Below are 12,294 nucleotides of genomic sequence, written 5' to 3'. Positions count from 1 at the left end.
CCAGAAAGGGTTAACGGACGACGGCGCCACTCCCCGCGCGGGGGGTGGCGCCGTCGTTCGTTAGTTGCCGGTCAGGAGACGGACTCCGGCAGGACCGACCGGTAAACCTCCAAGGTGGTCTCCGTGATGGACTCCCAGGAGAAGTGCTCCTCGGCGCGGCGCCGTCCGGCCTCACCCATGGCCCTCGCCCTGGCAGGATCGGACACCACCTCGGTCAGGGCGGCGGCGAACTCCGTGACAAACTTCTCCGGATCCAGGGGGGTGCCCGTGCCGTCGGTGACCTGCTCCAGCTCCACGAGCAGCCCGGTCACGCCGTGTTCGACGACCTCGGGAATGCCGCCGGTGGCGCTGGCCACCACCGCGGCGCCGCATGCCATCGCCTCCAGGTTCACGATGCCCAAAGGCTCGTAGATCGACGGGCAGGCGAACGCCGTCGCGTGGCTGAGGACCTGGATGAGCTCGTTGCGGGGCAGCATCCGCTCCACCACGACCACGCCTGTGCGCTTGCTCTGCAGCTCCTCGATGAGGCGTGCCGTCTCCGCGGCCAGCTCCGGCGTGTCGGCGGCGCCGAGGCACAGCACCAGCTGCACGTTGGCGGGCAGCTTGGCGGCGGCCCGGAGCAGGTAGGGCACGCCCTTCTGCCGCGTGTTGCGGCCAACGAACACAACGCTCGGCAGCGAGGGGTCAATGCGGAGGGCCCGGACGGCGTCCTCGCCCTCGTCCCGGTTCCACAGACTGACGTCAATGCCGTTGTGGACCACCTTGACCTTGGCCGGATCAACGTCCGGGTAGCTGCGCAGGATGTCCTGGCGCATGCCTTCGGAGACGGCGATGATGGCGGCGGCGGATTCGTAGGCGGTCTTTTCCACCCAGGAGGACACCGCGTAGCCGCCGCCCAGCTGCTCGGCCTTCCACGGGCGCAGCGGTTCCAGGCTGTGAGCGCTGAGCACATGCGGGATGCCGTGGAGCAACGCGGCAATGTGCCCGGCCATGTTGGCGTACCAGGTGTGGGAATGCACCAGGTCCGCTCCGGCGACGTCCGGAACGATCCTCAGGTCCACCCCCAGGGTCTGGATGGCGGCGTTGGCTGAGCCCAGGTCCTCAGGCACGGAGTAGGACGTCACCGTCGCTCCGTGATACCCGGGCTCACGGGTCGCGCCGAAGGCACGCACCTGTAGGTCCACGCGCTGGGCCAGCACTCGGCTGAGCTCCGCCACGTGGACTCCGGCGCCGCCGTAGATTTCCGGCGGGAATTCTTTAGTCACAATGTCTATTCGCACAAGCACCAAGGTAGTCGTTACGGTGGAACTGATCTAGTGTGAAGACGTTCGGGCATGCCGGACAGTATTGGGGAGCAACGAAGGCGTTCAGGAGCGATCACCATGCCGCATCAAAAGAAAGTCTTGGCAATTGTCCTCGCAGGTGGCGAGGGAAACCGGCTCATGCCACTGACGGCTGACCGGGCCAAGCCGGGCGTGCCCTTTGCCGGAAGCTACCGGCTCATTGACTTTGCCCTTTCAAATCTTGTGAATTCTCGGTACCTGCAAATTGTGGTGCTGACGCAATACAAATCGCACAGCCTTGATCGGCACATTTCCGAAACGTGGCGCATGTCCACCCAGTTGGGCAACTACATAGCCTCGGTTCCGGCCCAGCAGCGCGTCGGCAAGAGCTGGTTCCTGGGCAGTGCCAATGCGATCTTCCAGTCTCTGAACCTGATCCAGGACGCCAACCCCGACATCGTCGTCGTGGTCGGCGCCGACCACGTCTACCGCATGGACTTCTCCCAGATGGTGGCGCAACACGTGGCCAGCGGAGCCAAGGCGACGGTCGCCGCCGTCCGCCAGCCGCTGCACATGGCGGACCAGTTCGGCGTCATCGAGACGGACCCGGACAACCCGCAGAAGATCTCAGCCTTCGTCGAGAAACCGTCCTCCACCCCCGGCCTCGCGGCCGACCCCAGCCAGTTCCTGGCCTCCATGGGCAACTATGTCTTCAACGCCGACGCCTTGGTCGAAGCCCTGCACGTCGACGCCGAACGCCTCGACACCAAGCACGACATGGGCGGGGACATCATTCCCTACTTCGTCTCGCAGGGCGAGGCCGGCGTCTACGATTTCACCCTGAACGACATTCCCGGTTCCACCGAACGGGACCGCACCTACTGGCGGGACGTCGGCACCATCGACTCGTTCTACGACGCCCACATGGACCTGATCTCCCCGGTGCCGGTGTTCAACCTCTACAACTCCGAGTGGCCGATCTACACCCGCCAGAGCATCTCCCCGCCGGCGAAGTTCGTCCGCGGCAGGACCAACTCGGTCGGTACGGCGCTGGATTCCATCGTGGCCAGCGGCGTCGTCGTCTCGGGTGGCATTGTCGAGGGCTCCGTGATCTCCAACGACGCCTACATTGGCAACTCCAGCCGGGTCCTGGACTCGGTCCTGATGGACAAGGTCAACGTCGGCGAGGGCGCCGTGATCAAGCGCGCCATCATCGACAAGAACGTCACCATTCCGCCCGGTGCCGCGATCGGCCTTGACGCTGACCTTGACCGCGCCCGCGGGTTCAAGGTCACCGAGTCCGGGATCACGGTCCTGTCCAAGGGGCAGCATGTCCCGGAGCCCGGCGACGAAGAACGCGCGCTCTCCGCGGCAAACCTCCATCTCGTCCCGGACTCCGTCCGCGCCGCCACCGAACACTGGCCCGAAGCGCGGGAATCCGTGAAAAGGGCCACCGAAGTGCAGGCCGCCGCGGCCGGCACCGACACCCAGGGCAGGCACCCGTCCAGCGCATAGGTCGGCGGGAGCCCGGCACCGGCGTCGGACCGGGCTTCCGCACCCTGTAAAATTGGGGCAATGAGCTCCCCCGATCCGTCCTCCGAACTTCCTCCCGCCGAGTCTGCACCTGCGGCGCTGACCGCCGAGGAAATCCGGGCCTGCCTGAAGGTCCTGAACACCATCCACGCGTACGACGAGGAACACCCCGACTACGTGTCCGTCCGGCGCGCCACCGGGAAGATGTTCAAGGCGGTCAAGCGCCACCGGCGGGTCGCCAAGCGGGATGAGATCGCAGAAGCGGACCGTGCCGTGATCGCCCAGACTGCGACGGCGGCCCCGGACAGGATCGACGACGAGACGCGCGGCAACAAGCTCGCCCCCTCCGCGACCGGCGAGATTGCCGGCCATCTCATTCGGTCCCGTCCGTGCTACATCTGCAAGCAGCATTACACCCAGGTGGACGCCTTCTACCACCAGCTGTGCCCGGAGTGCGCCCTGTTCAGCCACAGCAAGCGCGATGCCCGCACCGATCTGAGCGGCCGCAGGGCCTTGCTGACCGGGGGGCGGGCCAAAATCGGCATGTACATCGCGCTCCGGCTCCTGCGGGACGGCGCCCACACCACCATCACCACGCGTTTCCCCAAGGACGCCGCCCGCCGCTTCGCCGCCATGGAAGACAGTGCCGATTGGCTGCACAGGCTCCGGATCGTGGGCATCGACCTCCGCGACCCGTCCCAGGTGATGGCCCTGACGGATTCCCTCGACGCAGCGGGGCCATTGGACATCATCATCAACAACGCGGCCCAGACGGTGCGGCGCTCCGGCAACGCCTACAAGCCCCTTGTCGACGCCGAGGACGAGCCACTGCCTGCCGCCCTCCAGGCTGCCAACGGGGGCCCGGAACTCGTGACGTTCGGCCACGCGCACGACAAGCACCCGCTGGCCCTGGCCAGCAGCGTGCTCGACCACCCTGTCTTGGCCGGGGACGCCGTCACCTCCCTCGCCCTGTCCACCGGCTCCGCCTCGCTGGAGCGCATCGCCTCGGGAACCGCGATCGACGCCGGCGGGCTGGTGCCGGACCTCGCCACGATCAACAGCTGGACCCAGGTGGTGGACGAAGTGGATCCGCTGGAGATGCTCGAAGTGCAGCTGTGCAACGTGACCGCCCCGTTCCTGCTGGTGAGCCGCCTGCGCGGCGCCATGAAGCGGTCCGCCGCGCGGCGCAAATACATCGTCAATGTCAGTGCCATGGAGGGCCAGTTCTCCCGCGCCTACAAGGGCCCAGGACACCCGCACACCAACATGGCCAAGGCGGCGCTGAACATGATGACGCGCACCAGCGCCCAGGAAATGCTCGACGCCGACGGCATCCTCATGACGGCGGTGGACACCGGTTGGATCACCGACGAGCGCCCGCATTACACCAAGGTCCGCCTCATGGAGGAGGGCTTCCACGCGCCCCTGGACCTGGTTGACGGCGCCGCCCGCGTCTATGACCCGATCGTGATGGGCGAGGCCGGCGAGGACCAGTACGGCGTCTTCCTCAAGGACTACAAGCCCAGCCCCTGGTGAGCCGCGGGCACGGCCGGACCCGCAGGCCTGGACCTTGCGGGGACACCGCCCGTGCCTGGCGCGGGCCTTATGGCCCTGCTGGGGCTACGGGCCAGTAGGTAGCGTGGCTGTCCATGGACACCACGACGCCCCCGCCGGACTACTCGCTCACCATGGACCAGTGCTGGAAACTGCTCGAAACCGAAACCCTGGGACGCGTGGCGTTGATCGTGGACAATCATCCGGAAATTTTTCCGGTGAACTTCGTGCTGGAGCGCCGCGCGATTGTCTTTCGGACCGCCGGGGGCACGAAACTGTGGGGCGCCATCACGGCCAAGCCGGTGGCTTTCGAGATCGACGGGTACGACGCCCATGAGGAAACCGCGTGGAGCGTCATGGCCCGCGGCGACGCCGAGCTCCTCGGGGACCAGGCCGAGAAGGACGCCGTGGACGCCCTGCTCCTGGAACCCTGGCAGCCCGGCGAGAAGCCCTATTATGTACGGGTGGCTCCCAGGGCGCTCACGGGACGGCGCTTCAAGGTCAACAGGCCCGATGTGTGGACCACACGCCTCACGGACCCGCGCCGCTCCAGGTTTGAATAGCGCTGCTCCGGATGGCAGCGGATTCAGCCGGGCTGCTGGTTTCGGTCGGGCCCGGCCACCGGCGTCAGGACTCCTCTGGCACGTGCACGACCAGCACGGGGCAGTGCGCATGCGCAACACAAGCGGAGCTGACCGATCCCAGGAGCAGGCCGCCGAACCCGCCATGGCCCCTGCGGCCCAGCACCAGCATGTCCGCGGACTTGCTCTCCTCAATCAGTGTCGGGCGGGGATGACCCCGGGTGAGTCTGGTTTCCACGTTGGCGGGGACCTCCGGGCCAAGAGCCTTGGCAACTGCCTCAGTCAGGATCTCACCCGCCCGGACGTCGAAGTCATCGATGCCCACGGCAACGTAGCCGTCATACACCTGCGGGTAGTCCCAGCACGCCAGGGCAATAACGTTGGCAGCCAACGGCACCGCGAGGTCCTGCGCACGCCGCAGCGCCTCGAGCGACGCATCGGACCCGTCGACGCCCACCACGATGCTCCGGATCTGCCTGCGGTCATTCATCGGTGGTCCTTGTCGTCGAATCGGGCGGGCGACCGCTCCCCGGGTGGCCGCTACCATGATTTCGCCAGCCTCCCCCGGGGCCAAGGGCCGAAAGTCATGCAGGACCAGGACCAGGAGCAGGAGCAGGCACGGTAGCGTAAGCGGAATGCTGGCCGGGAGCGGCCGGGGTGAGCCCTAGGACCCTTGTCCCCTGCGACCGGGTGAACAAGAATGGCAGTGTCGAGGGTAGTCAACGAAGTACAGGAGCGAACGGTCCACTAATCGCGGCCGGACAGGAGAACCATGTTTGCCTGGGCAGATGCAGGCCTCAAGTCACCCGATGGCGTTCCGGCGGTTATCCGCGCATTTATCCTTGACGACCACGAACTCGTCAGACGTGGGCTGCAGGAACTCCTCGAAGGCGAAGGCTTCCTCGTGGTCGGCAGCTCCGGATCGGCAGTGGAAGCGACCCGCCGGATTCCGGCCCTGCATCCCGACGTCTGTGTGCTTGACGCCCGCCTGCCCGACGGGACGGGCATTGAGGTGTGCCGCGACGTCCGATCGGTGGACCCGTCCCTGAACTGCATCATCCTGACCAGTTTTGATGATGAACAGGCACTGCGTGGCGCCGTCCTTGCCGGGGCCCGCGGCTACGTCCTGAAGGAGATCGGCGGAACGGACCTGATCGGCGCCCTGCGGCGCGCAGCCACGGGTGAATCCCTGTTCGACGAGGGTGTCGCCGCCGGCATCGTGGAGAGCCTCGTGGAGGCTCAGGAAGTGGACCCCCGCACCTCCTCCCTCACCCCGCAGGAACGCAGGGTCCTGGAACTCGTCGGTGGCGGACTGACCAACCGGCAGATCGCCGCCGAGATGTTCCTGGCCGAAAAGACCGTCAAGAACTATGTGTCCTCGCTGCTGGCCAAGCTCGGATTCGAACGCCGCACCCAGGCCGCGGTCTTCATCGCCAGCCCGGCCTACCCGGTGGCGTCCGGTGCGACGTCCGGCGACGCGAACCGGCCTCACAGCGTTCACTAGCCACGTTGGTTCACCGGCAGGGTTCACCAGCCGCACAGGTTCAGAGGCAACGTTCCCTGCCCGGCTGGCAGCCCGGCGGTGAGGCAGCCTGAGGTCAGACCGGGACCGACCATTCGAGGCTGGTGCCGGAATCGGGCGTACTCGTGATGATGCACACGCCGTCGAGCATCCGCGCCCTGTCCTCGAGGTTGATCAGTCCGTTGCGCTTTTCCGGATCAGTGAATCCGGAGCCGTTGTCGCTGATGACCACCGTCACCTGGCCCTTGATCACGGCGACGGACACGGAAATCGAGTCGGCCCCGGAGTGCCTGATCGCGTTACTGAGTCCTTCGGAGACCACCGCCACCACATTGTCGGCCTTGTCCAGCGGCACGGCGTCAACCGGACCGGTGATGATCAGGCGCGGGGCAAACGGCATGGTTTTCGCCGAACTCTTGGTCACCCGCCGGATCCGCCCGCTGAGCAATTCGGTTTCGCCGCTGCTGCTCTTCAGCGAGTAGATGGTGTCACGCAGGCTCCGGATGGCCTCGTCGAGTTCGCCCGTGATGGCGCGGATCCGTTCCAGCGCGAGCTCATCCTTGGTGAAGCGGGTGAGGCTCTGCACGCTCAGCCCGGCGGCGAACAGCCGCTGAATCACCAGGTCGTGCAGATCCCGGGCGATCCTGTCGCGGTCGGTGAACACCAGCAGCTCCTCGCGCAGCCGGTGCATGCGGGCCAGTTCCAGGGCCAGGGCCACGTGGGAGCCGTAGACGGCGCCCATCTCGATGTCAGTCCTGGCATAGCGGACGGAGTCCTTGTTCCTGGCCAGCAGGAGAAGACCATGGTGGGCGCCCTGGGTGCTCAGCGCCACAGCCAGCAGCGGCCCGGTCACCGCGGCGTCGATCTCGCCCAGAATTTCCGAGGCGTCGTCAAACAGCACCGGTTCGCCGCCCTCCAGGACACCCTCCAGGCGCTCCGACTCCAGGTGGAGGGACCGCCCGGAAAAGACCGGGCCGCGTTCACCGGCCACACCGATCACCACATGCCCCGGCGACTTGGCTTCGGGCGCCACTAGCAAGGCAAGGTCCGAGCCGGACTCGTGGAGCGCGCGGCCGGCAATGGGGTCCAGCCCACCGGAGGTGTAGTCACGGTCCGTGCTGAGCATCAGCCCGGAGACGTCCATGCTTGATTCCAGCCAGCGGGCCCTGCGGCGCGCGTCGTCGTAGAGCCGGGCGTTTTCGATGGCGACGCCGGCTGCGGCGGCCAAGGCAACGGCCAGGGCTTCGTCTTCAGCGGTGAACTCGCCACCGCCCTCCTTCTCCGTGAGGTAGAGATTCCCGAACACCACGTCGCGGACGCGGACCGGAACGCCCAGGAAGGAGTGCATGGGCGGATGGTGCGCAGGGAAACCGTACGCCTCCGGGTGCTGGTGCAGATCGTGCAGCCGCAGCGGCCGGGGGTCCGAGATGAGCAGGCCCAGGACGCCGTGGCCGGTGGGCAGGGGGCCGATCTGGCGGGACAGTTCACCGTCGATGCCGACCGTGATGAAATGGCTCAACTCGTGGTCCTTGCCGATGACCCCGAGCGCCCCATACCGGGCATGCAACAGCCGGCACGCGGACTTAACCACACGTTCCAGGACGGCGTCCAAACTCAGGTCTTCGGCCACCGCCACAACTGATTCCAGCAAACCCGCCATGCGTTCCCTGGATTGAAGCAGTTCCTCCGCTTTGGAACCGAAACCCTTCAGCCATTCCTCAAGTCCGGGGTTTACTTCGGACGCGCTCTGCCCATGGCTTTCACCAGTGGAATGCATGTCGCTTCCCCAATCAAATCCGACGCTCGTCGACGCTGACGACCTCATGCCAGAATACCGCGAATCTCCCCGGAAGGCCCGTGATAGCCGGCCTTGTTAAGCCTGGTGGGACCTTTTGCCCTAGCTCGCGGCGGACGTTGCGCCGTAGGCTCGCCGGCATGAGTACTGATGCGGACCCGGCCGGCCGCCAGTCCCAGGAGCCGCCGCACGCCGTCGAACACCTCGACCATCACGAATGCTGGCGGCTGCTGCGCAGCGTCTCGGTCGGCCGGCTGGCGGTCTGGGTGGACGACCATCCGGACATCTTCCCCGTCAACTACAAGGTTGACCACGGCACGCTGGTGTTCCGTACCGCGGAGGGCACAAAACTCCAGGCAGCCACGGGCGACACGCCGGTAGCCGTGGAGACGGACGGCGTGGACGCCGAGACCGGCATCGCCTGGAGCGTGGTGGTCAAGGGACAGGCCTCCGCTGTGCAGAACCCCGAGGAAGTCATGGACACGGTGGGGCTGCTGCTGTTCCCGTGGCAGGCCGGAAAGAAGGAGCACTTCGTCCGCGTCACGCCGGACACCGTCACCGGCCGCCGCTTTAAGGTCACCGCGCCGGCGACGTGGTGGAACCCGCTGGACGACGCAACCCGGTCCGGCCTCGAATAAACCCGCTGAGCTGGGGGCAGGCGCCTAGGCGAGGCGGGTGATCTCCACCGAAACGTTCAGCGCCGAACCCCCGCCGCCGGACAGGATGCCCTTCAGCGGCGGCACGTCGCGGTAGTCTCGGCCCCGGGCCACCGTCACATGGAAGTCCCCGGCCGGCTTGTGGTTGGTCGGATCCCAGCTGCGCCATTCGCCGTCCCACCACTCCAGCCACGCATGGGACTGGCCCGCCACCGCCTCACCGAGCTCCGCCGTCGAACGCGGGTGAAGGTAACCGGACACGTACCGGGCCGGGATCCCGCAGCTGCGCAGGGACCCGATGGCGAGGTGTGCCAGGTCCTGACAGACGCCCTGGCGCTGGTTCCACGCCTGCTCGGCGTTGGTGGTGACGCCGGTGGAGCCCTTCATATAGCTCATTTCGCCGCGCATCCACTCAAAGACCGCCATGGCGGCCTCGTGCGGCGTCTTTCCCTCGACGACCCCGGGGATGAGGCCGAGCACTTCGGCGCCGGGACCCGTCAGCTGGGACTGCGGAATCCAGTCGCTGAACTGGTTCAGCGTTTCCGGCGCCGCCAGCACGTCCCACCCGACGATGTCGGCCTCGGCGGCGATCCTCTCGACCCGGTGCACCTCCACCGTGGTGGTGGCCAGGACTTCGAGGTGCTCGTGCGCCATCTGCATGTCGAAGGCCGTCACACGCGTGCCCCAGTAGTCGCGGTAGCTGCTCTGGGCCGCCTGCGAGGGCGACACCTTCATGGAGGACTCCAGGACCACCTGCTGCGGGTCCGTCAGCGGTGTCATCCGGGCCTCGTTATAGGACAGGGTGACGCGCTTGTTGTATTTGTACGCCGTCTTGTGGACGATCCTCAGCCGGGTCATGAAACTTCTCCCACCCAGGCCAGCTCGTCTGCCTGATTGAAGTACTTACGGGAAATGGCGTCCGAGGCCTGCGAAACCGCCTTCTGCACGCGCTCCATATGCTCGGGCAGTTCCGCCATGAGGTCATCGGTGCGGTGGAACTCCAGGAACGTGCGGGCCTGGCCGACGATCCGGCGTGCATCGTTGATAAAGCCGACACGCTGGGCCGAGGGGTCGAGCTTCGCCAGGCACTCGTCGGCGTCACGCAGGGCATACACGATGGAGCGCGGGAACAGCCGGTCCAGGAGCAGGAACTCGGCCGCGTGCTGGTCCCCGAACGCCGCCCGCCGGGTGCGCAGGAACGACTCATACGCGCCGGCGCAGCGGAGCATGTTCACCCAGGACATGCCCGCGGACAGGACATCGCGTGTGGACAGCATCCGGGCCGTCATGTCGGCCCGTTCCAGGGACCGGCCCAGGACCAGGAACTGCCAGCTTTCGTCGTGGCTGACGGTGGTGTCCGCGAGGCCGCTGACCATGGCCGTGCGTTCCAGTACCCAGTTGCAGAAGCGGTAGGTGCCCACCACGTCCTTGCGGTGCTGGTTGAGCCCGTAGTAGGTCGTGTTGAGGCTTTCCCAGAGTCCGGAGGAGACGGTCTCGCGGGCGCGGCGGGCGTTTTCCCGGGCCGCACCCAGGGAACCGGCAATGGACGTGGCACTCTGCTTGTCGTAGGCGAGGGCGTTGAGCAGTTCCGGGAGGCCGAAATCCTCATTTTGCGCACGGGCACCCATGACCGCCAGGAGTTCCTGCGCCACGCTGCGCTGTTCCTCCATGGGCAGATGATTGAGGCGCTCGAGGTGGACGTCGAGGATGCGGGCGGTGCCGTCGGCCCGTTCCACGTAGCGGCCGATCCAGAACAGTGATTCGGCAATACGGCTAAGCATTCGCGGTTACCTCCTGCGCGGCAGAAATCTGCTGCTGTTGCTGCTCTTTCTGGCTGTCACGCCAGTTGCTTTCCACCGGCCACACCGAGACCCGCTCCCGGACCGCGATGGTGGGCCGAGGGATGACTTCGACTGGGACCTGCGGCGAATCGGCCAGGACCCAGGTGTCCTTGGAACCGCCGCCCTGGCTGGAGTTGACGATCAGCGAGCCTTCTTTGAGCGCCACTCGCGTCAGGCCGCCGGGGAGAACCCAGACGTCCTCGCCGTCGTTGACCGCGAACGGGCGCAGATCCACGTGCCGGGGGCCGAACTTGTCCCCGCTGAGCGTGGGCACGGTGGACAGCTGCAGCACGGGCTGCGCGATCCAGCCGCGGGGGTCGGCGATGATCCGCTTGCGGAGGGCCTCGAGTTCGTCGTTGGACGCGTCGGGGCCGATCACCAGCCCCTTGCCGCCGGAACCGTCCACGGGCTTGACCACGAGCTCGTCGAGCCGGTCCAGAACGTGTTCCCGGGCTTCCTTCTCCTCGAGCCGGAAGGTGTCCACGTTGGCGATCACGGGTTCCTCGCTCAGGTAGTACCGGATCAGGTCCGGGACGTAGCTGTACACCAGCTTGTCATCGGCCACGCCGTTGCCCACCGCGTTGGCGATGGTGACGCCCCCGGCGCGGGCCGCGTTGACCAGGCCCGGGCAGCCGAGCATGGAGTCTGCCCGGAACTGCAGGGGGTCCAGGAACTCATCGTCGATGCGCTTGTAGATCACATCCACGCGCTGCTCACCGGCCGTGGTGCGCATGTAGACGCGGTTGCCGCGGCAGATGAGGTCGCGGCCCTCGACCAGTTCGACGCCCATCAGGCCGGCGAGGAGCGTGTGTTCGAAGTAGGCGCTGTTGAAGACGCCGGGCGTCAGGACCACCACGGTGGGATCGTCGACCCCGGAAGGCGCCGTCTTGCGCAGCGCGGACAGGAGCCGGCGCGGGTACTCCTCCACCGGGCGGATGAGCTGCTGGCCGAAGGCCTCCGGCAGGCCCTTGGCCATGGCCCGGCGGTTTTCGAGGACGTAGCTGACGCCCGAGGGCACGCGCACGTTGTCCTCCAGGACGCGGAAGGTGCCGGCGGCGTCGCGGACGACGTCGATTCCCGAAATGTGGACGCGGACACCGCCGGCGGGCTCGAAGCCGTGCACCTGGCGGTGGAAGTGGGCGCTCGTGGTGACGAGCTGGCGTGGGATGACGCCGTCGGACACTACTGTCATTTTGTCGTAGACGTCGTTGAGGAAGGCCTCGAGGGCGCGGACGCGCTGCGCCACACCGCGTTCCAGCACGTTCCACTCGTCGGCCGGGATCACCCGGGGGACGATGTCCAGGGGGAAGGGCCGCTCCTCGCCCGCGAAATCAAAGGTGACCCCACGGTCCAGGAAAGTCCGCGCCATGGAGTCGGCGCGGGCGCTCACGTCGGCCAGCGACAGTTCACGCAAGGCCCCGGCGACCTGCCCGTAGGACTTCCGGGCCTGCTGGCCGGGGGCAAACATCTCGTCGTAGGCGCCGGTGCGGCCGGCGGCCTCAGAGTAATCCTGGAATAGGTCAGACATG

11 protein-coding genes are annotated in these 12,294 nt (G+C 66.9%); 5 read left to right on the top strand and 6 right to left on the bottom strand.

Annotated elements, in window-relative coordinates:
* Window positions 1–71: 71 nt before the first annotated feature.
* Complete coding sequence (gene glgA / locus ACFVVK_RS14625; RefSeq protein ID WP_390268204.1) at window positions 72–1,280, bottom strand: glycogen synthase; 1,209 nt, start codon at window positions 1,278–1,280, stop codon at window positions 72–74.
* Window positions 1,281–1,382: 102 nt separating this feature from the next.
* Between glgA and glgC the strand changes: the two genes are divergently transcribed.
* From glgC to ACFVVK_RS14610, 3 genes are all read left to right on the top strand, one after another.
* Complete coding sequence (glgC, locus tag ACFVVK_RS14620) at window positions 1,383–2,798, top strand: glucose-1-phosphate adenylyltransferase (RefSeq protein WP_390268202.1); 1,416 nt, start codon at window positions 1,383–1,385, stop codon at window positions 2,796–2,798.
* Window positions 2,799–2,858: 60 nt separating this feature from the next.
* Window positions 2,859–4,352, top strand: coding sequence for an SDR family NAD(P)-dependent oxidoreductase (locus ACFVVK_RS14615; RefSeq protein ID WP_390268199.1), 1,494 nt, complete (start codon window positions 2,859–2,861; stop codon window positions 4,350–4,352).
* 113 nt (window positions 4,353–4,465) lie between these two features.
* The gene (locus tag ACFVVK_RS14610; protein ID WP_390268196.1) at window positions 4,466–4,933 is read left to right on the top strand and encodes a pyridoxamine 5'-phosphate oxidase family protein; all 468 of its coding nucleotides are present in this window, start codon (window positions 4,466–4,468) and stop codon (window positions 4,931–4,933) included.
* Between the two features lie 64 nt (window positions 4,934–4,997).
* Here the strand turns inward: ACFVVK_RS14610 and ACFVVK_RS14605 are convergent, their stop codons facing one another.
* On the bottom strand, window positions 4,998–5,441 hold the full coding sequence (locus ACFVVK_RS14605) for a universal stress protein (RefSeq protein WP_390268193.1): 444 nt from the start codon (window positions 5,439–5,441) through the stop codon (window positions 4,998–5,000).
* Window positions 5,442–5,723: 282 nt separating this feature from the next.
* On the opposite strand from ACFVVK_RS14605, the gene ACFVVK_RS14600 reads away from it, so the two are divergent.
* Window positions 5,724–6,455 carry a response regulator gene (locus ACFVVK_RS14600; protein WP_390268190.1) on the top strand — a complete coding sequence of 244 codons (732 nt, stop codon included), beginning with the start codon at window positions 5,724–5,726 and terminating at the stop codon, window positions 6,453–6,455.
* 94 nt (window positions 6,456–6,549) lie between these two features.
* Here ACFVVK_RS14600 and ACFVVK_RS14595 read toward each other — a convergent pair whose 3' ends face one another.
* Window positions 6,550–8,250 (bottom strand): GAF domain-containing protein, encoded by a 1,701-nt coding sequence (locus ACFVVK_RS14595; protein ID WP_390268187.1) that lies wholly within the window; start codon window positions 8,248–8,250, stop codon window positions 6,550–6,552.
* A gap of 158 nt (window positions 8,251–8,408) precedes the next feature.
* Between ACFVVK_RS14595 and ACFVVK_RS14590 the strand changes: the two genes are divergently transcribed.
* Window positions 8,409–8,906, top strand: a complete 498-nt coding sequence (locus tag ACFVVK_RS14590) for a pyridoxamine 5'-phosphate oxidase family protein (protein ID WP_390268184.1) — start codon at window positions 8,409–8,411, stop codon at window positions 8,904–8,906.
* A 24-nt stretch (window positions 8,907–8,930) separates the two neighbouring features.
* Here the strand turns inward: ACFVVK_RS14590 and ACFVVK_RS14585 are convergent, their stop codons facing one another.
* Genes ACFVVK_RS14585 through ACFVVK_RS14575 form a run of 3 tightly spaced genes read right to left on the bottom strand, consistent with a single transcriptional unit; the run spans window position 8,931 to window position 12,293 of the window.
* Window positions 8,931–9,782 (bottom strand): transglutaminase N-terminal domain-containing protein, encoded by an 852-nt coding sequence (locus ACFVVK_RS14585; protein ID WP_390268181.1) that lies wholly within the window; start codon window positions 9,780–9,782, stop codon window positions 8,931–8,933.
* Window positions 9,779–10,705 (bottom strand): alpha-E domain-containing protein, encoded by a 927-nt coding sequence (locus ACFVVK_RS14580; RefSeq protein ID WP_090956043.1) that lies wholly within the window; start codon window positions 10,703–10,705, stop codon window positions 9,779–9,781. The genes ACFVVK_RS14585 and ACFVVK_RS14580 overlap by 4 nt, the downstream gene beginning before the upstream one ends.
* Window positions 10,698–12,293, bottom strand: coding sequence for a circularly permuted type 2 ATP-grasp protein (locus ACFVVK_RS14575; protein ID WP_390268178.1), 1,596 nt, complete (start codon window positions 12,291–12,293; stop codon window positions 10,698–10,700). The genes ACFVVK_RS14580 and ACFVVK_RS14575 overlap by 8 nt, the downstream gene beginning before the upstream one ends.
* Window position 12,294 lies beyond the last annotated feature (1 nt).

The organism is Arthrobacter sp. NPDC058192 (assembly GCF_042883665.1).
Lineage (GTDB): Bacteria > Actinomycetota > Actinomycetes > Actinomycetales > Micrococcaceae > Arthrobacter.
This window is presented reverse-complemented; position numbering and strand designations above follow the sequence as displayed.

What these genes read in the sequence shown, in the direction of transcription:
- glgC (WP_390268202.1), top strand. Translation starts at nt 1,383, where the DNA reads ATGCCGCATCAAAAGAAAGTCTTGGCAATTGTCCTCGCAGGTGGCGAG.
- ACFVVK_RS14615 (WP_390268199.1), top strand. Translation starts at nt 2,859, where the DNA reads ATGAGCTCCCCCGATCCGTCCTCCGAACTTCCTCCCGCCGAGTCTGCA.
- ACFVVK_RS14610 (WP_390268196.1), top strand. Translation starts at nt 4,466, where the DNA reads ATGGACACCACGACGCCCCCGCCGGACTACTCGCTCACCATGGACCAG.
- ACFVVK_RS14605 (WP_390268193.1), bottom strand. Translation starts at nt 5,441, where the DNA reads ATGAATGACCGCAGGCAGATCCGGAGCATCGTGGTGGGCGTCGACGGG.
- ACFVVK_RS14600 (WP_390268190.1), top strand. Translation starts at nt 5,724, where the DNA reads ATGTTTGCCTGGGCAGATGCAGGCCTCAAGTCACCCGATGGCGTTCCG.
- ACFVVK_RS14595 (WP_390268187.1), bottom strand. Translation starts at nt 8,250, where the DNA reads ATGCATTCCACTGGTGAAAGCCATGGGCAGAGCGCGTCCGAAGTAAAC.
- ACFVVK_RS14590 (WP_390268184.1), top strand. Translation starts at nt 8,409, where the DNA reads ATGAGTACTGATGCGGACCCGGCCGGCCGCCAGTCCCAGGAGCCGCCG.
- ACFVVK_RS14585 (WP_390268181.1), bottom strand. Translation starts at nt 9,782, where the DNA reads ATGACCCGGCTGAGGATCGTCCACAAGACGGCGTACAAATACAACAAG.
- ACFVVK_RS14580 (WP_090956043.1), bottom strand. Translation starts at nt 10,705, where the DNA reads ATGCTTAGCCGTATTGCCGAATCACTGTTCTGGATCGGCCGCTACGTG.
- ACFVVK_RS14575 (WP_390268178.1), bottom strand. Translation starts at nt 12,293, where the DNA reads ATGTCTGACCTATTCCAGGATTACTCTGAGGCCGCCGGCCGCACCGGC.